The organism is Chryseobacterium elymi, assembly GCF_003385495.1.
In the GTDB taxonomy this organism is placed as follows: Bacteria; Bacteroidota; Bacteroidia; order Flavobacteriales; family Weeksellaceae; genus Chryseobacterium; species Chryseobacterium elymi.
The window spans coordinates 44050-70069 of record NZ_QNUH01000020.1 but is presented as its reverse complement, the minus strand read 5'-3'; the positions used below and the strand labels follow the sequence as shown (position 1 = coordinate 70069).

Below are 26020 nucleotides of genomic sequence, written 5' to 3'. Positions count from 1 at the left end.
ACGATATTATTTCTTTCCGGTCAGCCACTGATTCTGCAGCTTCTGTTCTGCCGGAGTTGGATTGGCTTTATACTGCAATGTTTCTATTGTCATTTTATCCAAAATAGCTTTACCTTTAAGATCCATCTTATCGGTTTTATCACCATTTTTTCTGAGAATAGTAACAGTAACATCCTGTCCTTCCTTAATTGTTTTGGTATACCCTATAAACTCCTGCACCTTCTGAATATCAATTGTTTTTCCATCCAGAGCAAAGATTTCGTCAGTGATCTTAAATCCTACACTCTTTGCAAAAGGAGATAATGCAGAACTTTCATCAAATACAAAAGTGTTGTTTTTATCATTATAACCTGTTTGGTTTGGATCTTTGATGAACCAGAAAAGGGGAGGTGTATCCTGCTTTTTGGCTTCTACACCTACCATATTCAGATATTCGGCATAAGGTGTCGGCTGGTTTCCTGCGATATATTTATTGTAGAAATCCTTTACCTCCGGATAACCGGTTACTGTTACCAATTCATCGATCAGCTTGTCATCTTTGAAAGGTTTATTCTCTCCGAATCTTTGGGACAGCTTTCTGATCATATCACGATAGCCCATTTCCCCGTTAGACAGTTTTCTCAGTTCAATATCAAGACACATTGCCAGCAATGTTCCTTTTTCATAAACGTTTCTGTACTGATCTTTATATTCATCTTTCAGAATGTTTTTACTCATGACCGTAAACGGCATCGTATCATCATAGTTCTTTGAATTGGTGATTTTTTCATTGATTCTATGAAGAAATTCGTCTTTGTTGATCAGGCCTTCCTGAATCTGGAAAAGGTTGGCAAAATATTCTGTTCCACCTTCATACATCCATAAATGCTGGGACATTTTAGGATCTGCATAATCGAAATAATGGATCTCTTCAGAATGCGTTTTCAAAGGATTCACGGTATGGAAAAACTCGTGGGAAACCACATCCGTAATTGTTTTATCAATTGCTTCTTTAGGCATCATTTCAGGAAGCACAACACTGGTGGATTCGTGATGTTCCAAAGCCCCAAAACCTTTAATCTGCGGCCCGTCACCTCCTGAAAGGTAAAGCATGATCGCATATTTTTTATTGGTATTCATATCACCCAGGAATTTCTTCTGGGCCAGTACCATTTTTTCAAGATTATCTTTAAAGTCCGCAGCCTTGTACTTTCCGGTAGGAGAATAAACGCCCAACACCACATCCATTCCTCCTGCATTGAAGGTAATATAATCCGGCTTCGAGTACATCAGCGGAGAGTCTGTCACTTTAGCATAATTGGCCAGGGTAAAGGTATCTGTAGCATCAGATTTATCCTGATCTACCAATGCTGTTGTTCCATAGAAACCTGCAGGTTTCTGAACAATCAGCTGATACGGAACATCCTGCATATTGTCGATATAGCCAATGAAGCCATGGGTGTTGATCATATATATTTTTCCTTCCTCGATATTGGTTCCTGACGGAGAAAACACAGCTTTATGCTTTGAATTGTCCATTTCATCATCGAAACTGTCATTAACCAGATAGGTTATTTTGCTTAATGCCTTCGCGTTTTTTAATGAATATGTATTGTCATTAACTTTGGTATACGTTAATTCCCGTCCTTTATTATCATAAAATTTGATCCCTTCCACAAATCTGCCATAATCATCTACAGAGTAAGTACCGGGAACGGTTTTCGGAAAATGAAACTTTACATCTCCGGATTTCATTTTCGGAAATTCCATGGTAACGGCTACCTTGTCATCTTTTACATTTACAAGATCAATCGTTGTTTTTATAGATTGGGCATTGACCAAAAAAACGGCGAAAAGACCCAGACTGATTGCTGTTTTTCTCATTAGGTTTAAATTATAGTTAAATAGTAGTTTATTTGGTCATTTTGTTACGGTGTGCCGTATTAAACTTTTCTTAAAATTTTAAAGAACTTTACTTATTTTGAAAATCTGCAAAAGTTCCATAGCTGAAATAAAAAAGGCAAACCCGTACTGTAACGATTTTGCCTTTTGATCTTTATCTTATTTACTGAACCTGATTATAATGGATATAATAGTTCTTATTAAACTCTACTGGTTTAGCTTTTTTAAGTTTTACTGTCTGCCAGCTTTCAGTAGGATTGATGGTCTGGTCGCCGTTAATGATTATAGGAAGTTTAAGACCCTTAACCACATCTGTATACCGGAATTTTAAAGAATCGCCGTTTTGAGAATACTCAAGATTAGGAATTTTTACTATTCTTAAATATTGATTAAAGATACTTGAAAGATCAATTCCTGATTTAGAAGACATATAATCTTCAATCTGTTTTGTGGTTACTGTCTGATGATAAAAGTCTTTACCCAGACCTCTCAGGATCTGTCTGAATTTCTCATCATTATTAATCACCTGCCGTATGGTATGAAGCATACTGGCCCCTTTCGGATACATATCGCCGCTTCCTTCATTCCTCACGCCATACTTCCCAATAATCGGAACATCATTATCGATATTGTTACGGATTCCTACAGCGTATAGATCAGCTGATTTTTTATCCATATATTTTTCCACGAAAAGAACCTCAGAATATGTGGTGAAACTCTCATGAATCCACATATCTGCCTGATCCTTTGCGGTAATATTATTGGCAAACCATTCGTGGCCGCTTTCATGAATGATGATATAATCCCATGTAAGACCTACACCTGTTCCGGAAAGGTCTTTACCTCTGTAACCGTTTTGATAGTCATTTCCATAAGCTACATTGCTTTGATGCTCCATACCCAGATAAGGAGAATCAACCAGTTTATAAGAATCTTCGTAGAAAGGATACGGTCCAAACCAGTATTCAAATGCAGAAAGCATTGGCTTTACCTGCTGGAACTGTTTTTTTGCTTTTTCCAGATTGTAGTCCAATACCCAGTAATCCAGGTCAAGCTTTCCCTTCTCACCATCAAATGTATCTTTAAAATTGACGTACTTACCAATATTCGGAATGATAGAATAAGCATTGATCGGATTCTTTACTTCCCAGGTATAAGCTGTTTTGCTGCCTTCCGTTTTTTTACTGGTCAGTCTTCCGTTTCCTACACCTACAAGATCATTGGGAGTAATGATCTTCATAACAATACCATTTTCCGGTTCATCACTCCAGATATCTTTTGTCGGAAGCCATATGGAAGCTCCGATTCCTTCATCGGCAACGCTCATCCAAGGATTTCCTTTTTCATCTTTAGTGAAGACCCAGCCTCCGTCCCAGGGTGCATTTTTTGCAATCGTTGGTTTCCCGGAATAGATTACATCAATAGTGTATTTTTCACCCTTTTTGAATTTCTTTTTGGCTTTGACAAAAATAAAATCACCATCCTGCTTATAGCTGGCAATCTTGAAATTAGCTTCCACTTTATCTGCTTTCATCGGCTTCTGCAAATCAATCTGGAAAACAGGATCGGTAATATCTTTGGTAATCTCAAAGCTGATCTTATTATATCCTTTAATGCTTTTCTGTGCAAAATCCGGTTCTACGGAAAGGTCATACTTTTTGACATCCCAGAAATTCCTGAACTGAGTATCAGAACCCTTCAATGTATCCTGCTTTGTGAAGACTTTATCTTTTTCAAATAACTGCCCGAAAACAAGTCCCGAAGCAAATAAAAGTGTATAGGTCAGCTTTTTCATTAAATCAAATTAAATACAATCAAAAATAGAAAAATTAACGGCATAATGGAATGCATAAGAGAAAAAATATAAAATAAGCTGTATGAAGAGCAGGGTAGCGGTATACAAAAAGCCCGGTTTCAACCGGGCCCTGGTATAATAAACAATAAAGTTTTATCACTGAGTTTGTAATACGCAATTTGTCCTGTATTATTTCTATACTACCGGAAGATTTCCGGCATTCTTCTGAACCTTTTTGTAAGTAAAGGAACACATAATAATACTGAATTCATACAGAATAAGCAGTGGAAAAGCAGCCATCAACATACTTAAAACATCAGCCGGTGTAATAATCGCAGCAACAACCATGATTAGAACAATAGCATGGCGCCGATAGGTTTTCATAAACATAGGAGTCAGAATTCCTATACTTGTAAGGAAATAGATAAGAATAGGAAACAGGAAAATAATTCCCATACCTAAAATCACCTGTAAAAACAGGGTGGTATAATCACTTAAATCATACAATGGAATGATAATATCGGAGATTTTAAAAATAACCCCGAAATTCACGGCGAACGGAAGAATCAGAAAATAACCGCATAGAACTCCTGTCATAAACAGGATCCATACCGCATTGATAATAAAAATAGAATTCTTTCTCTCTTTAGGATGAAGGGCAGGACCGATAAATCTCCATAATTCCCATACAATATAAGGAAAAGCACCTATCAGACCTCCGAAAACAGAAACAGCCATCATGACATTGAACTGTTGGTAAAGCCTCTGTACACGAACCGGAAAATCTTTGGGAAGATGAATACTGTCTTCCCCTAAAAGCATTCTTGAAAAATGGTTAACTACCCTGAAAGTTGGAAAATCATTCCGGGTCGGACCAAAAAAGATATGGTCCATAATCCAGTTGATATTGAATCCTACAGCTACAGCAACAATTATAATAGCGATAATTGAGCGGACAAGGTGGCCTCTTAATTCTCCAATATGTCCCAAAAAGGACATTTCTTTTTTTTCGTCCATATACTTAAGTCTCTCTAAAATAACAAACCCATGAAAGGATAAGCCGTTTAAGTCTGCGAAATTATGAAATAATAATCAGTATTTAGAATTATTGAATGTGATTTTGACTAAAGTTTATAATAGAATACCTTCACATTTAGTCCGTAGAAAAAAAACGGACGGTATTTTGTAAATACCGTCTGTTGATTTATTGCGGTTAATGAAATAATTTTAATAGAATCAATTGATTCCTTCATCAAGCAATGTGTGAAGATCAATGATCCCGAAATATTTTCCATTTTCTGTAACGATAAGCTGGCCGATATTATTTCCTTTCAGGATTTTCATAGCTTCCTTGGCCAGAGTATCTCTTTCAATGGTTTTAGGATTGGCAGACATGATGTTTTTTGCCTGAACTTTAGTGATATCATCGCCTTTCATCAGCATTCTTCTCAAATCCCCGTCGGTAATCACACCAATAATTTCTTCATTATTGGTTACCACTGTAATCCCGTGGCTTGATGCGCTGATTGAAATAATAACATCTCTTACAGGTGCATTTTCCTCAACCTGAGGCTTTTGAGGAGATAAAAACTGATCTACTTTTGAAACCAGATTCTTTCCTAGGCTTCCTCCCGGATGGAATTTAGCAAAATCATTCTCTCTGAAATCATTAAGTTCCATCAAGGCAACAGCCAAAGCATCTCCAAGTGCCATCTGGATTGTTGTGGAACTTGTCGGGGCCAGCTTATTAGGGCAGGCTTCCACATCTACGTGAGTATCCAGAACAATTTCAGAGAATTCGGCAAGTTTACTGTTTTTATTGCCTGTCATTCCGATCAGGGCAGAAGAATAATCTCTTAAATAAGGAACAAGATTAGTTATTTCAGGTGAATTTCCGGAATTTGAGATGCATAAAACCACGTCCTGCTTCTGGATTACACCGAGATCTCCATGGATCGCTTCAGAAGCATGAAGGAACTGCGATGGAGTGCCTGTAGAATTTAAAGTAGCAACAATTTTATTACCTACATGGGCAGATTTCCCGATTCCCACAACAATTAATTTCCCCTTTGCCGAATGAATAATTTCCACTGTTCTGGCAAAATCTTCACCTATCCTGTTCTTTAATTTTTCAAGTTCTGAAATTTCTATCTCTAAAGTGCTCTTTGCAATTGAAATAAGATCGGCTCTTTCCATTTTATAATTTTAAGGTATACAAAAAATCCATTAAAAAACGTTATATTTAAAAAAGAATATTTAATATAAGTTTTATTTTTTATAAATTCGTTCGCTTTTATTTTAAGCAGAATTTTTATAACTTTGGGTTGGATGCAAATTTAGCAATAGAAAATTAGATGAACGCAAAAAAAGCCAATTTATCAGGCGAATTGAAAAAGTATTTCGGGTTTTCTACATTTAAAGGCCAGCAGGAACAAATTATAGAAAACCTACTTAGTGGGAAGGATATATTTGTTTTAATGCCGACAGGAGGAGGTAAATCATTATGTTACCAGCTTCCGGCACTTATTTCAGAAGGTACGGCAATAGTAGTTTCGCCCTTAATAGCGTTAATGAAGAATCAGGTAGATGCGGTAAACGGCCTTTCGTCTGATGACGGGGTAGCGCACGTTTTAAATTCATCATTAAATAAGACACAAACAAAACAGGTTTTTGATGACATCAGGAGTGGCAAAACAAAGCTGTTGTATGTAGCTCCGGAATCGTTGATCAAAGACGATTATCTGGATTTCCTTAAAGAAGTTAAGATTTCTTTCGTGGCTATTGATGAAGCACACTGTATTTCAGAATGGGGACATGATTTCCGGCCGGAATACAGGAACCTGAAATCAATTATTGACAGGATTGCGGAGGTTCCGGTGATTGCTTTAACAGCTACGGCAACACCGAAAGTTCAGGATGACATCCAGAAAACTTTAGGAATGAGCGATGCGTTGGTTTTTAAAGAAAGTTTCAACCGTCCGAACCTCTATTACGAAGTGCGTCCGAAAGTCAATGTAGACAAAGAAATCGTACGATTTATCAATCAGCATAAAGGAAAATCGGGAATTGTTTACTGCTTGAGCAGAAGAAAGGTCGAAGAATTTGCCCAGTTGCTGCAGGTAAATGGTATTAATGCGCTTCCCTACCACGCTGGCCTTGACCAGAAAGTAAGGGTAGCCAATCAGGATAAATTCCTCATGGAGGAGGTAGATGTTATTGTAGCTACTATAGCCTTCGGAATGGGAATTGACAAGCCGGATGTGCGTTTTGTGATTCACTATGATTTTCCAAAATCCCTGGAAAGCTATTATCAGGAAACAGGAAGGGCGGGACGAGACGGTGGCGAAGGGCACTGTCTGGCATTTTATGACCCTAAGGATATTGAAAAGCTGGAAAAATTCCTCGCGCAAAAGCCTGTTTCCGAAAGAGAAATTGGGTTACAGCTTTTAAATGAAGTGGTAGGTTATGCCGAAACTTCAATGAGCAGGAGACAGTATATTCTTTATTATTTCGGGGAAAATTTTGATCCGGTGAAAGGAGATGGAGCCAATATGTGTGACAATTCCTCTAACCCTCCAAAATTAAAAGAAGCAACATCGGACCTTAAAAAAGTTCTGACACTTATTAAAGATACAGGAGAAAAATTCAAGTCTAAAGATCTGATCTCAGTGATCGTTGGGAAAGAAAATGCGGTTACGAAATCCTATAAATTAGAGCAGACTTCACATTTCGGTTTTGGAAAAGACGAAAAAGATAATTACTGGAAGACCATTTTGAGACAGGCAACGGTTCAGGGATTTCTGCAGAAAGATATTGAAACCTACGGCGTTTTGAAAATGTCTGAAAAGGCAAGACATTTCTTAGAAAAAAAATCTAAAGAACCATTCTTAATTGCTGAAGACAGGGAATTTGATCTTTCCCAGACCAAAGCAGAGAGCGAGCAGGTACAAATGCAGGCCAGCACAGGTCTTGATCAGAATCTTTTCGGCCAGTTAAAAGATCTGAGGAAAAAAGTAGCCAAGAAACATGGGATTCCGCCTTATACGGTTTTTATGGATCCAAGTCTGGAAGATATGACCGTTCAGTATCCTATTTCATTGGAAGAAATTGCCAAGATCTATGGCGTAGGAGAGGGAAAAGCCAAAAAATACGGTAAGGAATTCGCAGACTTCATTAAAGCTTACGTTGAAGAGAACAATATCGAGCGTACCCAGGATATGGTTTTAAAGCAGGTGGCCAACAAATCCAGCCATAAAGTTTTCATTATCCAGAGTACCGATAAAAAGATCGACCTTGAAGATATTGCAAGAGCTAAAAACCTTTCCATGAACGAGCTTTTAAAAGAAATGGAAAGTATTGTTTACCAAGGGACAAAGCTGAATATCGACTATTATATTGAAGATAATTTCGATGAAGATATTGTAGACGGCTTCATGGAATTCATGACCGAATCTGAAAGCGACAGTATGAAAGTACTTCTCGATGAATTCGGAGATGAACTTTCTGATGAGGAAGTAAGAATGCTGAGGATAAAATTCATCAGCGATGTAGCGAATTAAGAATGGATTTATATAATAACGAAATAATTTTAAAAGAAATTCTTCCCAGGAAGAGTTTCTTTTTTAATATGACAGAAAAAATAAGAATTGTTTTCTCATTTTTTTATCTGGGAATATCCATATTACTTCTTATAAATATGACTTCCTTCTTTTTCTTTTTTGCAATACTATTTTTTGGAGTAGGATTATATTTTGCTTTTTTTAGATGGGTTTTACGATATTTTGATTTGAGAGATAATTACTATCTCATTACTAACGAAAGAATTATTGTTGCTGAAAAGTTGACCAAAGAAATTGTAAAGCAAAAAAAGCTTTCAGAAATAGATCAGGTCAATATTGAAATGAATAACAATTTTTTTGGGAATATTATTTTTGGCGAACCCGAAACAATTTTTGGGAAAAATGATGAACTTTTTTCTTTTAAAAGAAATGGGATGAGTTTTGATGAAGATGAATATGCTTTTCTGAGTGTTGAAAACATCAGCGAAATTATCCCAGTTTTTGAAAATTTAAAATTAAAAGTTAATAAAACTTTTTACTAACTTTAACTGATGAAAAAAATATCTGTCATATTTATTCTGCCGGATCTGGAAACCGGTGGTGCAGAAAGAATTGTTACCACTATCGCCAATCATCTTTCCAGAGACCGGTTTGAACCCAAAATCCTATTGCTTCGCAAACAGGGCGGATATCTTAATTTTCTTAAAAAAGATGTTGAAATCATCGACATCAACACCGAAAGGATCAGACATTCTTTAAAACCAATCTTAGGCGAGATTTACCGCAGAAAACCGGATATTGTGTTTTCAGGTTTTGGTGAAGTGAATGCTTATCTTGCCCTGTTCATTAAGCTTTTCCCGAGGACGAAATTCATCGCGAGGGAAACGAATGTGGTCACACAGCATGTAACGCGGAAAGAAATTAAATTTTTCTATAATTTTTACAATAACTATCAGAGAATCATTGCGCAGAGTGACGATATGATGCATGATCTTGTCGATAATTTTAATATTAAGAAAAAGAAAATTGTAAAAATAAACAATCCTGTTGATTTTGATTTTATCAATGAAAAATTGGGAATTTCTGCCAAACCTGAATGTTTTAAATACAATTATAAAAACGTTGTGGCCATAGGAAACCTCTCGGCCAGAAAAGGTTTTGATAACCTGCTGAAAGTATTTTCAAGACTTAAAAATGAAAATATTATGCTTCATATCCTGGGTGACGGTAAAGATAAAGATGTACTGCTCCAGATGAAAGATTTTCTGGGACTGAAAAATGTTATTTTCCATGGCAGGCAGGATAATCCTTACCAGTATTTAAAATATGCAGATCTCTTCATTCTCTCTTCCAGGTATGAAGGTTTCCCTAATGTTCTTTTAGAGGCAGGTGCCTGCGGAACTTATTCTTTGGCCAATAACTGTCCGGGAGGCATCAATGAGATTATTCAGCATCAGGTGAACGGAGAAGTTTCAAGTATTGAAAATTATGAAGATTTTTCCCAAAAAATCATGAAAATTTTACAAGGGAATTATAACCGTGACGGAATAAAAAATTCTATCAGGTCAAGATTTTCAAAAGATATTATTCTGAATAAATATGAGAAGGTTTTATTGGACCTGATGAAAAAATAATTGCTGGATTTGCGCTATGGATTCATATTTTTTTACATTTGACCTTTATTAATTTTAAATAAAATCAGTAATTATCAATGAACAAAATTCCTAAAATTGGATGTGCTTGTGAAAAACCAACTTCGGACTATACTGAATACAGAAGTTCTGAATTAGGCATAGACCATACCAACGGAAGATATGCAGAAGTAACGATTCAGCAGTGCAAGCTTTGTCAAAGAATATGGATTCATTATTTTGTTGAATTTGAACATTATTCTAAATCGGGAAGATGGTACAAAGGAATCGTTTCGAAAAAAGATCGCACACAAATAACCCCTGAAAATACAGTTGACTATTTAGAAAACCTTGAATGGTACGTTTATGGAGGTTCGTTTTTTGAAAGTTCGGGAACATTTGGGCAGGGAAAAATGAAAGTAGATGCATGAGTTGTGTAAAGTAATATAAAATTGGAATTTCTCTTATGGATAAATGTAAATAGTAACCACTGTTTTTTTTAAATGCCAAATCCATCCGTAAACTTGACAAAACTCACTTGGGGGTGTGGCAATTAATCAGTAAATTTGTGAGAATTAAGAAAGATAATAATAAACAAATTCATATAATAACATGAGTCAATTCGATGTTACCGTAATCGGTTCTGGTCCTGGAGGTTATGTCGCTGCTATCCGTGCGGCACAGTTAGGTTTCAAAACAGCAATTATTGAAAAATATTCAACTTTAGGCGGAACCTGTCTTAACGTTGGATGTATTCCGTCAAAAGCGCTTTTAGACAGCTCTGAACATTTCGAAAACGCGAAGCACAACTTTGCAGGCCACGGAATCATTATCAATGAGCCACAGGCTGATATTGCAAGAATGATCGAGCGTAAGAACGAAGTGGTAAAACAGAATACAGATGGAATCAACTATCTGATGAGCAAAAACAAAATCACTGTTTTTGAAGGATTGGGAAGCTTCGAATCTGCTACTCAGATCAAAGTAACAAAAAACGACGGTTCTTCTGAAACTATCGAATCTAAATACACCATTATCGCAACCGGTTCCAAGCCGTCTTCTTTACCTTTCATCTCTATCGATAAAGAAAGAGTGATCACTTCTACAGAAGCTTTAAACCTTAAAGAAATTCCTAAACACCTGGTAGTAATCGGTGGCGGAGTAATCGGTCTTGAACTAGGTTCTGTATACTTAAGATTAGGTGCTCAGGTAACAGTTGTTGAATTCATGGATAAGATTATTCCTGGAATGGATGGAGCTTTAAGCAAGGAACTGACTAAGGTTCTTAAGAAGCAGGGAATGAAATTTATGCTTTCTACGGCTGTTTCTGCTGTTGAAAGAAACGGAGATACTGTGAAGATCACCGCTAAAGACAAAAAAGGAGAAGAAGTAACCGTAGAAGGGGATTATTGTTTGGTATCTGTAGGTAGAAGACCTTACACAGACGGTCTTGCTCTTGAAAAAGCTGGGGTAGAACTTGACGAAAGAGGAAGAGTGAAAACAGACGACCACTTACAGACTAACGTTGCCAACATCTATGCGATCGGTGACGTGATCAAAGGAGCAATGCTTGCTCACAAAGCGGAAGAAGAAGGAGTTTTGGTTGCCGAAATCCTGGCAGGTCAGAAACCTCATATCAATTACAACCTGATCCCTGGTGTTGTGTACACTTGGCCTGAAGTTGCCGGAGTTGGTAAAACTGAAGAGCAGCTGAAAGAAGAAGGAGTAGCTTACAAAGTAGGTTCTTTCCCAATGAGAGCGTTAGGCAGAAGCCGTGCAAGTGGTGATATTGATGGTCTTGTAAAGATCATTGCAGACGAAAAAACAGACGAGGTTTTAGGAATGCACATCATTGGAGCCAGAGCTGCCGACCTTATCGCAGAAGGAGTGATTGCTATGGAATTCCGTGCAAGTGCGGAAGACATCGCAAGAAGTTCTCACGCCCACCCAACCTATGCTGAAGCTATTAAAGAAGCGGCATTGGATGCTACGGCAAAAAGACCAATACATATGTAATATTTAATTTTTTTAATAAAAAGAAAGGCATTTTTGCTTAGTCATGGTCGGAAGATTTTTCTTCCGACTTTTTGTTGCCAAAAGTGTAGGAGAAGTTTATTTAATGTGTTTATTTTCAGTTGTTTAATTTGTGTCTTATGTATTTGTAGCTGATGATCAAATGGTTATGTTTGTTTTCAAAGATCACAAAATTTCACTTAGAGAGGTATTAGGATTTCTTCTAAGGGCTTTAATGAGCCAGCTTTCTGTCACTGCAAAAGTCGATTATTACAAGTAAATTTTTAAGCCAGAAAACTTTGGAAGATACCTTTGACGGTAGAGATTCCAAAACACTATTTGGGATTGGGCGAAGGAAAGAAAATATGGCGGAGATCCATCTCTGAAAGGCTTTCCAAAATTAATCCTGATTATTTCAAAGACAGGTCAAAAAAGATGAACATCACAGCAATTGAATTTGACACTCTCGTCAGAAGAAATTGCTGATTATTACTGTAAAAGATTGGATATTGAGATGTTTTTAAGCAAGAACTTAATCTAAGTCATTTGGCATCTCTCAATAAAAATGTGCTATGGAACTTCGGGACATGATAGCTGCTATTCTCATAGTATTTGCAAGAGGAGATCCCACTAAAGTTTTTAAAACATAAAAAATGGCCGGAATTTATTCCGACCACGACTACTTTAGGACTTGTTTTTTATAAAATTATTTTTCTATTTTCTGAGTTACGTTTTTATTGGAAATAACACAGGCTTTGCTACAGTTGTTGGAACTTGAAACATTAATCTGTATCAGTCCGGGCATTGATCTGTAATCTTCCATATTGTAAGGGCTTTCAGTACCATTTCTGCCTCCTCCTTTGATATCATATCTTATTTGGGCTACTCCGGAAAATCCATTTGCAGGCCTGAAAGAAAGCCTTCCTGTAGAAGAGTAATATGTCCATGTACCCTGACTGTTGGTATAGACACCGCCTACTATATTCGGAATTACAGCACCATTGATATCTAAAAACCGGAATGAATTAAAGTCAATGTTGTCATAAGAAGGTGTCGGCGGATTTTGACCACCTAGTGAAGAGTAAGCAGCATCATTGAGTAAAGGGGAATACGTAGATTTTATCCCCGGACATCCTGCAAACAGATCATCTGTTACCTCTGCAGCATAAGGTTTGGTGACTCCTAAATTTTTTAATAGATGTATATTTCTGGCTTCCCCTGTTGAAGCAGCAAAACCTATTCTGAAAGTAGAAGGAGGGGAAGTATCCAGAGTTCTTATCGAATTGGTTGATATTGTATTTTCTGTATATTTCAGAGAAGTAGGATAATAATAATTATCAATTACTTTTTCTGTAGTATTTCCATGCTGTATTTCTAATGTTATATTGTAACCTCCAGAGGGATTGGGTATCAGTGTGACATATGCCTTACGGAATCTGGTATCACTGCTGTTTTGAGGAATTGTAGTTCCTCCGCCATCAACAGTGAATTGCTGAAGGTTTGGCTGTGTAATCCCAATATATTTTCCTGTTTGGGGATTCAGATAAACTGATCGGTTATTCGCGGAAGGGGCTGCATTGGTAGCTGTAGTATAAAGTAATGGATAGCCATTGTATCCTGCCGGTTCAGATGATGACAGATATTGATTTCCACGTTTACCTCTTAAAGTAATATTGCTTCGGTTATTGGCTAGTGTTACACCAAAAATCCCATTTCTAACCCTTTCTGTTTGGTTAAATGTTGATTTAAAATTTCCGAATTCATCCAGCCCTATTCCCAGGTATGCTCCTCTCAATCCTTCCATACTCTGACCTCCCCGTACAAAACTATAGCCTAGTCCCCCACCAAAGTATCCTAAATTGAGTTGTTCCTTAGGAATAGATCCGTCTACTAAAAATATAGAAATGCCGTCTCCTCCGTTAGTGCCTCCACCATAAATAGCATATTCAAATTCAAATTTAATTCCCTGATCACTTTTGAATATTTTATCAGCCAGTATAACCCCTCCTGAAATATTATTCACACTCCGGGTTAGCCGCAGACCATCTGTGGTAAAAGTAGCGTCATTTTGAACACCACTCGTTGTTACCTTATGCGCTTCCTGAGGCTGAAGTCCCTGTGTAAAGTTGACAAAATAAGGATAACCGGTTCCCTGCTCATTCTGTGCCTTAACATTTTGAGAGAAAATAAGCAACGAGGAAATAAACAAAAATCTTTTATGTTGTGTAATTGCGATATTTTTTATCATAACTCAATTATTTGACAACAAAAACAATATTAATAAAAGAGCAATCTGTTGCTGCAGCTTTCACATCATATGTCATTACACCAGTATCAGAAATAGAAATATTACTGAATACATTAGGGTCAGCATCAGTTACATAATAGTAAAGATCTGTACTTGAAGGAAAAAACGGAATTGATACAGGAGCGCTGACGCTTTTTGCTACCGGAGACCCGAATTGGGTTTTATATAATGTATATAAATCTTTAGTCTGACCGGTTGCGTTGGCGGAAGTATTAAAAGAAACACTTGGCATATAAAACATTTTTACAGCATTATTACTGATACATAACCAGTCGGGGCTGGTAGGTGTTCCAATATTCAGGCTTAAACATTTTTTGTCGGTATCATAGATAGCAAGTGAGGTGGCTGGATTGGAAATAGCATCTCTGCTCGCTGTGGTAAGTCTTGGTATTAACATTCCTTTATCCTGACTGTAAACATCCAGAATGGCGCTTCTATCAGGGGTAGAAGTGTTTATACCTATTTGGGCAAAAGAGAATGAACTTATTAAAACAATTGGCAAGAAAAAAAATTTAATCATTGTGTATTTTATTGTTGTTAGTAATCTAATTTTTTAGTTCTAAATGTACTGCATAGTAAAACCCTGAAGCATTACGGCAGGTATTTGTAGTTATCCCAGAGAAGTTGTATCTTCCTTAAGAATATTCCTCAGTTTATTAGCCATTGAAAGACCATTACTGTTCTAGAAGGAACAATAATTTTTACCAAAGCGTTGCATCAAAATAATAATGTCTTATCTCATTAATACTAGTCCTTTCGATACAATTGCATATCCACCGGACATATCTGTAATATAAATTATTGCATTTTTTGATCCGAATTATATACAGCTGTATTATTGTAGTTCTGCTCTTATTATACGTTGTGATATTAGCCATATAGCTTAGTATTGTCTACAGCTTCCAGTGTATTTTAGAATCAGATTTATGCTATATAATTGACAGAAATTGCATTTAACGAGGGAAACTTGCATTATTACTAAACATGACGTTTTTTTAATGACACAAATTTACAAAGAAATAGAATGCTTTTTTCTAGATATTCTTCTAGAGCTGAATAGATATATTTCGATATGTGACTAGGAAATTTTGCTTGGAATTATAATCTTTAAGACTACTTTTGAATTAATCGACGCACAGCAGTTTAATCAATCTGTAGATATTAAGAAAGTTTATGCTTTCTTTTTTATCAATTAAAAAGACCATCTCACTTTTGAGACAGCCTCATCATAGATATTAGTATTTTTATCTTATTAATCTGTAACGATTATTTAGGATCAGTCAAGATATTAGCCTCCGGAAGAAATTTATCCTTATGGTTGATAGAAGTGTAAAGCATTGATGTTCCTGCAATCAGAGACTGTTCCCTGGCTGTATTCGTTTTGAATTCTGAACCATCCTGTATGATATTTCTTCCTGTATATTGGTAGGCAATGTTAAGGCCTGTTTTATCCGGTATTTGGGCATGGGTTGTGATGGCAAACAGACAGAGGACCAGGAAAGAATAGAATTTCATGTCAGAGATTTTGCTTGGGTCAAATGTACAGGTTTTATCATCAGTTTGAAAAGAGATAAACTGTGTGATTTGGAGTAAAACGGCATATAATAGTTTAAAATCTTCAATTTTCCGTACCTTTGTGGCTAATTATATATTCAATGCAACTCGGAAAAACCCAGACTTTAAAAATTTCAGAAAAAAATTATTCAGGATGGATCCTGGCGGACGAATCAGGTGAGAAAGCTTTCTTGCCTAAGGTTTTCACCAGCGATGAAAAAGAAATTGGTGATGATGTTGAAGTTTTTGTTTATCAGGATGACGGAAAATTAAAGGCAACCACTGAAATTCCACTGGCTGAAGTAGGAGAGTATGCCGTAATGAGTTGTGTGCATAGTCTTCCGAGTGGAGCGTTTATGGACTGGGGAATCATAAAAGATCTTTTTATTCCTTACAAACAGCAGAAATCTAAAATTATTGAAGGAAAAAGATACCTGGTTTATTTATATGTGGATGAAGACCTTGATCTGATTACCGGAACCACAAAATTCAAAAGAAATCCACAGTACCAGGACCTTCCCTTCGAAAAAGGTGAAAAGGTAGACCTTCTTATGATGAATGAAAGTGAGCTTGGCTGGAATGTGGTGATCAATAAAAAGTATATCGGTCTTGTTTACACATCAGACGTATTCAAAAAGCTGTATCCTTTATCGGAAGAAAGTGGCTATATCAAAGCAATCCGTGAAGACGGTAAAATTGATGTTTCCCTTCAGCCGGAAGGTTTTGAAAATATAGATGAGTTCAAACAAAAGATTCTTGACAGGCTGGAAGAAAACTACGGACTTCTCTATTTGTCAGATAAATCTTCTCCTGAAGAGATCAAAGATGAGCTTCAGATGAGCAAAAAGAACTTTAAAAAAGCGCTCGGCGGACTGTATAAAGATAAGATCGTCGATATTTCAGAAGATAAAATAAAATTATTATAAAATACATAACGGGCAGAATTTTCTGCCCGTTTCTGTTTTAATCTCTAAGCCTTTACCGGAAATCACCAAATATACGTTCTTCCGTCTGGACTTTAATTGTTCCCCACAGACAAAGTATATTGTATTACTGTGCCGAATAAAATTACTTCTTCAAAAATTTAATTTGTTTTATCATAAACAATAATTGTTTAGGGGATTCTATTCGAATTCAATTTTAATTAATTTACCTGTATTTTTCAAAAGCATGATGCAAATCATGACAAATTTGTTTAATTATTTTGTTTAACAATTTTGTCAAAAGCAGAATTTGATTTACATTTGCACAAAATTGTTTAACAATAATGTCAAATCAAGCAAAAAAAGACCAAACACAGGAATTAATAAAAGAGACAGCGAAGAATTTATTCTTTGTGAAAGGGAAGTTTGACGCTACTACCCAGGAAATTGCAGATGAAGCCGGAGTGAACAGAACACTGATTAATTATTATTTCCGCTCAAGGGATAATCTGATTCAGATCATTTTTGATGAAGCTCAACGGGTGGAACAGGAAAAATCTAAGATCATCCAGAATGCAGATCTGCCTTTTAAAGTCAAGATCAGTAAGTTTATAGAAAGCAGTCTTTCCACGAGCCTCCAGTACCCCTATCTGGAAACCTATATTGTTTCACAAATTAATAAAGGGAACTGCAACCAGAGAGACATCGAAGAAGATGTGCTGGAAACCCTTTATAAAGACATCGAAAAAGAAATGGAACTGGGAAATATTGAAAAAATGGCTCCCGTGCAGTTTATTCTGAATATGGTCTCTTTACTTGTATTTCCAAGTGCCATAAGACCCTTATTTATGGAGAATCTGATGATTAATGACGAAGAATATGATCAAATTATTTCTGAAAGAAAAGAGATTATTATCAACATGCTTTTCAAAAATTAAAAAAATGTTAAAGTATTTTAAGAAATGATTCGTCCTTTAGGAGTAAAAACGTTACGAGAAAAATTACATTAAAAAAATAAACGAAGTATAAAATTATGAAAAGAAAACGTATAACTGCTAATAAGCTAAAAATTGGGATAGCTGCAGCATTTATGATTTTCGGCTTTTCATCAGTATCTGCCCAGCAGCAGGTTTCTCTACAGGAAGCTATCAAGCAGGCATTGCAAAATAAGGCAGAAGCCAAAAAAGCAGCATTACAGATCAAAAAAGCTGAATATAAAATTGATGAGGCCAGAGCCGGAGCTTTACCTCAGATAAGTGCTACTGCAGGGTTAACTTACAATCCGATTATTCAGGAATCTTTGCTTGAATTTGGCGGGGAGAGAATCAGGGCGCAACTGGGACAGCCATGGAGCTCAACAGCTTCTGTACAGCTTCAGCAGGCAATCTTTGATCAGCGAGTTTTTACTGGTCTTAAAGCGGCAAAATCGACAAGAGAATTCTATGTTTTAAATGCTCAGTTAACGAACGAACAAATCATTGAAAATGTAGCAACAGCCTATTATCAGGTTTTTGTTCAGGAAGAGAATCTTAAAACGGTTGAAGCCAGCTACGCCAATACGGAAAAAACAAGAAATGTAATCAAAAGTCTGGTTGATAACGGTTTGGCAAAAGCCATCGATTTAGATCGTACCAACGTTCAGTTGACAAATATTGGTTCAAACAGACAGACATTAATCAACTCGGTAGAACTTTCAAAAAATGCTTTGAAATTTTACATGGGAATTCCTATCGGTACAGATATCGAGCTTGAAGAGAAAACAATCGAGCCAAGACCTGAATTGGTAGCAAGCAATGTAAACCTGGATGACCGCACAGAAATCAAAGTTTTAAACAAAAACAGAGAACTTCTGCAGTTTAACAAGAAAGCTACGGAAGCTTATTTATACCCGACAGTGAATCTGGTTGCCAATTACGGCTGGGGAGGCCAAGGTAGAAAATTCCCTCTTACCAATGGGATTAATAACGGAGTTCTTTGGAGCGATTATTCAGCGATAGGTTTGAATGTGAATATTCCTATTTTCACCGGGGGAGCTACCAAAGCTAAAATCAATCAGGCAGAAATTGATATCCAGGATTTAGATTTAGATATCCAAAATACTCAGCTGAGCTTAAGTTTAGATTATAAAAATGCAATTGCCAATATGGAAAATGCACTAATCAATATTGAGAGTATGAAAGACAATGTAGGATTGGCAGAAAGAGTTCAGAAAAATACTCAGGCCAACTATCAGTATGGCTTGGCAACGCTTACAGAGGTTTTAGATGCTGAGAATGCTCTTACCCAGGCGAAACAGAACTATGCAAATGCTTTATTAGATTACAAACAGGCGGAAATAAAATTAATCAAGGCTAAAGGAGAATTAAACACACTACAAAACCAGTAATAAACTATGAAAAAAACCTTAATATATATCATCGTCGCAGCAGTACTTATAGGTTTAGCCGCATATAAAATCGCTGATAATAAGAAGAAACAGGAAACAGAAGTAAGAGAAGTTGCTAAACAGGTGGATAAAATCAACGTAAATGTTGTCACTGTAGCAAGAGAAAATATCGACACAGATTATACTGCCAACGGAACTTTTATTCCAAAGCAGGAAATGAATCAGTCTTCCGAAATCGCCGGACGTATCGTAAGCGTTCTGGTAAAAGAAGGATCAAGAGTTTCTGCAGGACAGACTTTGGCCGTGATCAAAAAAGACGCAATCGAAGTGGATGTTTCTCAGGCTCAGAATAATTTGCAAAATGCAATTATTGATAACCAACGTTACGAAAATGCCTTCAAAACCGGAGGGGTTACCAAGCAGCAGGTTGATAACTCAAGACTGCAGCTGAAAAATGCACAGGCAGCCGTAAGAGCACAGGGAGTAAGAGTAAATGATACCAGCATCCGTGCAGGGATCAGCGGAACGATCAATAAAAAGATGGTAGAGCCCGGAACAGTGGTTTCCGTGGGTACTTCCATGTTTGAAATCGTTAATATCAACAGCTTAAAACTTTCTGTATTGGTAGATGAAAGCCAGGTTGGAAGAATTCAGTTAGGCCAGGAAGTTCCAATTAATGTAAATGTTTTACCTGGAGAATCTTTCAGCGGAAGAATTACCTTCATTGCTCCTAAAAGTGATGCTTCTTTAAATTTCCCTGTTGAAATTGAAGTTCAGAACAGAGGAAACCTGAAAGCGGGTATGTACGCAACAGCTTTGTTCAGGACCAATCACGGTGCAGAAACCCAGAATATGCTGACCGTTCCTGCAGAAGCTTTCGTAAACGGAGTAAGTTCAGGACAATTATTTATCGTAGACAAAGGAACTGCTAAACTGATTAAAGTACAAACCGGAAAAGTATACGGTGACAAAGTTCAGATCTTAAGCGGATTGAATGGTGGTGAACAGGTAATTACCAGCGGACAGATCAACCTTGATAACGGTTCAAAAATCAATATCGTAAAGTAACAGAAGATGAAGTTAGCAGAAATATCCATTAAAAGGCCGTCCCTTGTTATCGTATTGTTTACGATACTTACACTGGGTGGTTTATTAAGTTACTCCATGATGGGGTACGAGTTGATTCCAAAGTTTGAAACCAATATGGTAACCATTTCTACGGTATATCCGGGAGCTTCGCCTGCAGAGGTGGAAACTTCGGTAACCCGGAAAATTGAAGATGCCGTGGGTTCCCTGGAAAACGTAAAAAAAGTAGAATCTTCATCTTACGAAAGCTTATCGGTTATTATGGTTCAGCTGAATACCGGTGCCGATGTAAACTATGCTTTGAATGATGCACAGAGAAAGGTAAATGCTATTCTGGCAGACCTTCCGGAGGATGCAGACCCTCCTTCTTTGCAAAAATTCTCACTGGATGATCTTCCGATCATGACTTTGAGTATTTCCAGCGACAAGCTGAATAATAAAGATCTTTATGACCTTTTAGATAAAAAAATAGAGCCTATTTTCTCCCGTGTAAACGGCGTGGCTCAGGTTGACCTTGTAGGTGGGCAGGAGAGAGAGATCCAGGTTAACTTAGATGAAAAGAAAATGCAGGGGTATGGTATTGCGATCGCAGATGTGCAGCAGGCCATTCTTTCCTCCAACCTGGATTTCCCGACTGGAGCTTTGAAGACCAGAACTTCAAGATCTACGATCAGGCTTTCCGGAAAGTATAAAAGTGTAGATGAGATGAGTAGCCTTGTGGTTTCCAATAAAAATGGAGCTCAGGTTCGTTTGTCTGATATTGCAACCGTTTTCGATACCCAAAAGGATGTTGAGAAAGTGGCAAGATACAATCAGAATTCAACGATTTTACTTCAGGTAAAAAAACAGTCTGATGCCAATGCGGTTTCCGTTTCAGAAGCTATTCAGAAAACAATTGCTGATGTTCAGAACAACTATAAAACTCAGGCAATTAAAATAAATATTGTAGATGATACCACAGACTTTACGCTTGAAGCTGCAGACCACGTAATCTTCGATTTATTCCTGGCGATTATCCTGGTAGCAGTAGTGATGTTATTGTTCCTTCATAACATCAGAAACGCATTCATTGTAATGGTTTCTATCCCGATGTCATTGATTGCAACGGTAATCGGGATGTATCTGATGGGGTATACCTTAAACCTGATGAGTTTATTAGGACTTTCACTGGTGGTTGGTATCCTTGTGGATGATGCAATTGTGGTTTTGGAGAACGTTTACCGTCACATGGAGATGGGAAAAAGCAGAATTCGTGCAGCGTACGATGGAGCTTCAGAGATTGGATTTACGGTAACGGCTATTACCCTGGTAATCGTGGTGGTATTCTTACCGATTGCGATGAGTTCAGGATTAGTTTCTGATATCCTGACGCAGTTCTGCGTAACGGTGGTTATTGCAACATTATTCTCATTATTGGCTTCATTTACCATCATTCCTTGGTTATCTTCAAGATATGGTAAACTGGTACATTTGACAGGTAAAAATCCTTTTGAAAAATTTATCCTTTGGTTTGAAAAGCAATTGGAGAAATTCACTCACTGGATCACAGGAATTCTGGAATGGGCATTAAAAACAACATTAAGAAGAATTATGACAGTGATTGTGACCTTCATTATCCTGATTTCTTCATTCATGCTGGTGGCTTTCGGATTTATCGGTGGTGAATTCTTCCCTAAAATGGACAGAGGCCAGTTCCTTGTTCAGATGGAGCTGCCAAAAGATGCTTCCGTAGAAAAAACCAACCAGCTGACATTAGAGGTTGAAAGATACCTTAGAAATGATAAAGATGTTGTAGATATGATCACCACAGTTGGTCAGCAGTCATCAGGATTTGGTGGAGCGCAGGCTACCTTGTATCAGTCAGAGATCCAGGTGATTCTGGTAGATAAATCTGAGCGTAATGAGAGCACAGACATTAAGTCTGCAAAAATCAAGAGAGCGCTGGAAGAAAAATTCACAGGAGTTGAATTTAAAACAGCACCAATTGGATTAATGGGAGCGGATAATGCACCTATTGAAATGGTAGTAACAGCCCAGGATAACGAAACGGCCAATAAAGAAGCCAACAGAATTCTTGAATTGCTTAAAAAGGTTCCTGGCTCTGTAGATGCAGAATTATCAACTGACTCTGGAAATCCGGAGGTTCAGGTGAATATCGACAGAGATAAAATGGCATCTTTAGGCTTAAATCTTTCCAGTGTAGGACAAACGATGCAGACTGCATTCAATGGAAATACAGACGGAAAATTCAGAGCCGGAGAATATGAATATGATATCAACATCCGTTTTGGTGATGCCAACAGACAGTCGATTGATGATGTAAGAAACCTGATGTTTACGAATCCTCAGGGTGAGCAGATCAGGCTGAGTCAGTTTGCAGATGTAAAAATGGGTTCCGGACCGAGTTTATTGGAACGTAGAGATAAATCGCCTTCTGTAAAGGTGAAATCTAAGGTGGTAGGTCGTCCTGTAGGAGATGTTGCCAACGAATGGGCGGCTCAGTTTATGGAGAATGAAAAGACCAAACCGGCAGGAGTAAGCTATATCTGGAGTGGTGATATGGAAAACCAGACCGAAGGTTTCGGTACCTTAGGAATTGCATTGATGGCTGCTATCGTATTGGTTTACCTGGTAATGGTTTCATTATATGACTCATTTGTATATCCGTTCGTGGTATTATTCTCCATTCCTCTGGCATTGATCGGGGTAATGATTATTCTTGCCATCACCGCCAATTCATTAAACATCTTTACGATGCTGGGGATGATCATGTTGATTGGTCTGGTAGCGAAGAATGCGATCATGATTGTCGACTTTGCGAATATGAGAAAAGCAGCAGGAGCAAGTACGCATGACGCCTTGATTCAGGCTAACCACGCACGTCTTCGTCCGATCCTGATGACAACAATTGCGATGATCTTCGGTATGATCCCGATTGCGATTGCAAAAGGAGCAGGAGCAGAGATGAACAACGGATTAGCCTGGGTAATTATCGGTGGTTTGACATCATCATTATTCCTGACGCTGATCATTGTACCGGTAGTGTATTCATTATTTGATTCCATTCTAAGAAGAATGGGCCAACATGAAAAAGTAGACTACGAAGCTGAAATGAAAGCTGATTATGTACACAAAGAACTAAGTGAAGACGGATTTACTCCTAAACACATAGACTAAAATATTAGCCTTAATTAACCTAAAAGCGCATCAGATTTCTGATGCGCTTTTTTTCGTCATTGCGATGAGCAAAGCGAAGAAGCAATCTCAAAGATAAGCAGGATCCTTGTCATCCCGTAAGGATCTATGCAAAGTTATTAGAGGTTAATTTGTAAAGATTCAGTGTCTAGATCCATACGGGATGAGGAAGTGAATGTTACTTTACTGAGTGAAACACCTTTGCGAACAAAAATATACTCAATTAATTTAAAAAAAGCTTTTGCGCTCTTTGTTAAAATTAAATGTTAGAATTTCAATAAACAAAGGCTTCCAGAATGAACTGAAAGCCTTTGCTTATTTTATTTGCAGAAAATTAATCTGCCATTACCTCACCAGACTTTCTGTAAATAAAGTTTCCATAAATGTGTCTTCTTGCAAAACGGCTTGGCGAATCGGAATTAACCATTTTTATGTATGTATTTCTCGGAACTCCAATATATTCGTACATCATTCCGTTCAGATGCTGAATTTTTAAAACCGCTTTCTCCAGATAAAAATCCTGGATATTAGATTTTGTAATGGTTTCAGTATATTCCTCTTTATATTTCTCCTGTGTTTCTTCGTTAATGCTTACCAAAAAATGGTAGGCTTCAATCACAGACTTGCTTCTTTCCTCTGCTTCCAGCTTTCCAGCTTCATCATTGGCAAATTTATCAGGATGCGTATCTTTCATTGTATTCCTGTAAATGGTCTTTAATTCCTTTAAAGTAACGGTTTTATCAACTTCAAGAAGCTTTCTGTATTCGCCTAATTTTTTCATAACTGTAGAATCCTTATTTCGGGGTGCAAAATTAAGCTTTTTAATTGATAAAGTGTAAGTTTTTGATTATTAATTTATTCGAAGAGAATACCTGGGGTTAAAAGAGGAAAAGTCTGAAAACGGATGGCTTTTCACAAAACTAAAAATAGAATCTCTTCCATTGAATACCTCGGAGCTCTGCCCCGGGGATCATTTTATTCTTTTTCATAAATAACTGCAATGAATTTTGCAGGAATCCATTTTCCCTTTTTACCCTTTTTATCTTTTAATTTTTTGAAGAGATTGTATGGACCATTTATCGTCATTGTATATTGATCAGGGTTTCTCATATTAAATTCATTTGCTTTGTAAGAAATGCTAAATTCTCTACCATTAACAATTTTTTCAATTTGTGGTCTTAAGTATTCGTCGATAGCTTTAGGGTGAAGAAATATTTCATTTTTTGGAAATTGTAATTCAAAAGAACCTTCATAAATAAAAGTAGGTTTACTTACATATAAAGTTTTCTCTTGTTTTAATATTTCGGTATTAAACTTATTAAATTCTTGTTCATTTTTAAATTCCTTTTCATACCAGTTATAAGTTAAGGGATATTTTTTTGAAAGTTTTTCTAAAACGGAAACATTAAATTTATAGCTTTTACCTTTAATATGTGCATTATTTAGTGCTGGACTAACGGAAACTCTATCAAATTCTTTATTTGCTTTTGTTAAAATGATATAGAAATTATTTTGTTCCCATTCATTTTTTGTATTATCACCATATTCAACTGATTCTATTAGAGAATCAATTACTTTTTTATCTGAAATTAGAAAGTTATACTTTTCATATGTTTTATTCTTATCCCATTTAGAAGACATTCCAATTATTTTAACAGAATCTGTAGTCTTTAATTTATCAGATTTTAAAAGCTTATTTTGACTGTATATATTTTGGCTTATTGCTAAAACAATAAATACAATAGTTTTCTTCATTTTATTTTAATTAAGACTCTGCAAAATTATTTATTCTCGTGAAAATATTCGTAAGAATGACCTGCCAGCTCTCCACACTCAGAAATGAGATTATTACCTTCATCGTAAATTTTAAAAGCCTCTTGCGAATTTCCTATACTTGCAGAACCATCCAAACCAAGTAAGATAGTGTAAAATGTATCTGTCAAAAGACTGGAAATTACTTCTTTTAATTTTTCAATTTCAATATGATCTAGATGTAATTCTTCAATTTTTGTTGAAACAAGAGTTCTATATTCTGATTGAGTATCAAAACTTAAGTTGAGAATATTTTGTTTTTCTGTGTAGAAGTTTTTTACGAATTCTTCGGCTGTCATTAACAAATATATTACAATTTTAGAATAATAATTTTGCAAAGTAATTTTAGAATATTGAGTGTTACTTTGTTTATTGCATTTCACGGTATTTCTTTACTCAGCTCTTTAATATGCTTATTTATAAAAGCTTCTTTATCCTTTTTTACTTCTTTTAGCATGAGTTTCTGGTCTTCCGGAATGTCAGAATATTTTTCGGCCCAGAGATTAATTTCAATTAGGATAGGGAGTAGATCAATACCTTTTTGGGTGAGTTTGTATAATACTTTAGCTTTACTTTCCGGATGGTCAAGTTTACTGATGAGCTTGTTTTCTTCCAGCATAAGAAGTCGGGAAGCCAAAATGTTGGTGGCTATTTTTTCTTCAGATTTTAAAAAATCCCCATAAGTGCACTCTTTGGCATACATAAGGTCTCTGATAATAAGTAATGACCATTTGTCTCCCCATATATCCAGTGAGCAGCTGATAGGACAATCTGATCTCTTTTTTGAAGTTGGCATAAAATAAATGTAATAATTTTCTTTAAAAAGCACTTGCATTTCAAAAGTTATTTTATAAATTTACACTTGTGAAATGCAAGC

At 36.5% G+C, this 26020-nt stretch carries 21 protein-coding genes; 10 read left to right on the top strand and 11 right to left on the bottom strand.

Annotated elements, in window-relative coordinates:
- Positions 1 to 6 precede the first annotated feature (6 nt).
- From DRF60_RS17770 to DRF60_RS17755, 4 genes are all read right to left on the bottom strand, one after another.
- Positions 7 to 1863, bottom strand: coding sequence for a M61 family metallopeptidase (locus DRF60_RS17770; protein WP_116013864.1), 1857 nt, complete (start codon positions 1861 to 1863; stop codon positions 7 to 9).
- Between the two features lie 181 nt (positions 1864 to 2044).
- The gene (locus tag DRF60_RS17765; protein ID WP_116013861.1) at positions 2045 to 3676 is read right to left on the bottom strand and encodes a M1 family metallopeptidase; all 1632 of its coding nucleotides are present in this window, start codon (positions 3674 to 3676) and stop codon (positions 2045 to 2047) included.
- 195 nt (positions 3677 to 3871) lie between these two features.
- Positions 3872 to 4693 (bottom strand): twin-arginine translocase subunit TatC, encoded by an 822-nt coding sequence (tatC, locus tag DRF60_RS17760; protein ID WP_116013858.1) that lies wholly within the window; start codon positions 4691 to 4693, stop codon positions 3872 to 3874.
- A gap of 219 nt (positions 4694 to 4912) precedes the next feature.
- Positions 4913 to 5872, bottom strand: a complete 960-nt coding sequence (locus DRF60_RS17755; protein WP_116013856.1) for a KpsF/GutQ family sugar-phosphate isomerase — start codon at positions 5870 to 5872, stop codon at positions 4913 to 4915.
- A 158-nt stretch (positions 5873 to 6030) separates the two neighbouring features.
- Here DRF60_RS17755 and recQ point away from each other — a divergent pair, with 158 nt between their 5' ends.
- From recQ to lpdA, 5 genes are all read left to right on the top strand, one after another.
- Entirely contained in the window at positions 6031 to 8235 is a 2205-nt protein-coding gene (gene recQ, locus DRF60_RS17750) for a DNA helicase RecQ (RefSeq protein WP_116013853.1), read from the top strand.
- A gap of 2 nt (positions 8236 to 8237) precedes the next feature.
- Positions 8238 to 8777 carry a hypothetical protein gene (locus DRF60_RS17745; protein WP_116013851.1) on the top strand — a complete coding sequence of 180 codons (540 nt, stop codon included), beginning with the start codon at positions 8238 to 8240 and terminating at the stop codon, positions 8775 to 8777.
- A 9-nt stretch (positions 8778 to 8786) separates the two neighbouring features.
- A complete protein-coding gene (locus DRF60_RS17740) occupies positions 8787 to 9869 on the top strand; it encodes a glycosyltransferase (protein WP_116013848.1) in 1083 nt (360 codons plus the stop codon).
- 77 nt (positions 9870 to 9946) lie between these two features.
- Positions 9947 to 10297 carry a hypothetical protein gene (locus DRF60_RS17735; protein WP_116013845.1) on the top strand — a complete coding sequence of 117 codons (351 nt, stop codon included), beginning with the start codon at positions 9947 to 9949 and terminating at the stop codon, positions 10295 to 10297.
- Between the two features lie 181 nt (positions 10298 to 10478).
- A complete protein-coding gene (gene lpdA, locus DRF60_RS17730) occupies positions 10479 to 11882 on the top strand; it encodes a dihydrolipoyl dehydrogenase (RefSeq protein ID WP_116013842.1) in 1404 nt (467 codons plus the stop codon).
- Between the two features lie 703 nt (positions 11883 to 12585).
- Here lpdA and DRF60_RS17725 read toward each other — a convergent pair.
- The 3 genes from DRF60_RS17725 to DRF60_RS17715 form a co-directional block, all read right to left on the bottom strand.
- The gene (locus DRF60_RS17725) at positions 12586 to 14127 is read right to left on the bottom strand and encodes an L-type lectin family protein (RefSeq protein ID WP_238640237.1); all 1542 of its coding nucleotides are present in this window, start codon (positions 14125 to 14127) and stop codon (positions 12586 to 12588) included.
- A gap of 7 nt (positions 14128 to 14134) precedes the next feature.
- On the bottom strand, positions 14135 to 14689 hold the full coding sequence (locus tag DRF60_RS17720; protein WP_238640236.1) for a hypothetical protein: 555 nt from the start codon (positions 14687 to 14689) through the stop codon (positions 14135 to 14137).
- A 764-nt stretch (positions 14690 to 15453) separates the two neighbouring features.
- Positions 15454 to 15702, bottom strand: a complete 249-nt coding sequence (locus DRF60_RS17715; protein WP_116013836.1) for a hypothetical protein — start codon at positions 15700 to 15702, stop codon at positions 15454 to 15456.
- Between the two features lie 140 nt (positions 15703 to 15842).
- On the opposite strand from DRF60_RS17715, the gene DRF60_RS17710 reads away from it, so the two are divergent.
- The 5 genes from DRF60_RS17710 to DRF60_RS17690 all read left to right on the top strand — a co-directional run bounded on the left by DRF60_RS17710 (position 15843) and on the right by DRF60_RS17690 (position 23313).
- Positions 15843 to 16667 (top strand): CvfB family protein, encoded by an 825-nt coding sequence (locus DRF60_RS17710; RefSeq protein ID WP_116013833.1) that lies wholly within the window; start codon positions 15843 to 15845, stop codon positions 16665 to 16667.
- 341 nt (positions 16668 to 17008) lie between these two features.
- Positions 17009 to 17602 (top strand): TetR/AcrR family transcriptional regulator, encoded by a 594-nt coding sequence (locus DRF60_RS17705; protein ID WP_116013830.1) that lies wholly within the window; start codon positions 17009 to 17011, stop codon positions 17600 to 17602.
- Between the two features lie 95 nt (positions 17603 to 17697).
- Positions 17698 to 19050: a TolC family protein gene (locus DRF60_RS17700; protein WP_116013827.1), complete on the top strand. Its 1353-nt coding sequence runs from the start codon at positions 17698 to 17700 to the stop codon at positions 19048 to 19050.
- Between the two features lie 6 nt (positions 19051 to 19056).
- Positions 19057 to 20118, top strand: coding sequence for an efflux RND transporter periplasmic adaptor subunit (locus DRF60_RS17695; protein ID WP_116013824.1), 1062 nt, complete (start codon positions 19057 to 19059; stop codon positions 20116 to 20118).
- A gap of 6 nt (positions 20119 to 20124) precedes the next feature.
- Entirely contained in the window at positions 20125 to 23313 is a 3189-nt protein-coding gene (locus DRF60_RS17690; RefSeq protein ID WP_116013821.1) for an efflux RND transporter permease subunit, read from the top strand.
- A gap of 352 nt (positions 23314 to 23665) precedes the next feature.
- Here DRF60_RS17690 and DRF60_RS17685 read toward each other — a convergent pair whose 3' ends face one another.
- From DRF60_RS17685 to DRF60_RS17670, 4 genes are all read right to left on the bottom strand, one after another.
- Positions 23666 to 24112: a KTSC domain-containing protein gene (locus tag DRF60_RS17685; protein ID WP_116013818.1), complete on the bottom strand. Its 447-nt coding sequence runs from the start codon at positions 24110 to 24112 to the stop codon at positions 23666 to 23668.
- Between the two features lie 194 nt (positions 24113 to 24306).
- Positions 24307 to 25086: a hypothetical protein gene (locus tag DRF60_RS17680; RefSeq protein WP_116013815.1), complete on the bottom strand. Its 780-nt coding sequence runs from the start codon at positions 25084 to 25086 to the stop codon at positions 24307 to 24309.
- Between the two features lie 26 nt (positions 25087 to 25112).
- Positions 25113 to 25442, bottom strand: coding sequence for a hypothetical protein (locus DRF60_RS17675; protein ID WP_116013813.1), 330 nt, complete (start codon positions 25440 to 25442; stop codon positions 25113 to 25115).
- 80 nt (positions 25443 to 25522) lie between these two features.
- Positions 25523 to 25939 carry a winged helix-turn-helix transcriptional regulator gene (locus DRF60_RS17670; protein ID WP_116013893.1) on the bottom strand — a complete coding sequence of 139 codons (417 nt, stop codon included), beginning with the start codon at positions 25937 to 25939 and terminating at the stop codon, positions 25523 to 25525.
- Between the last annotated feature and the right edge of the window lie 81 nt (positions 25940 to 26020).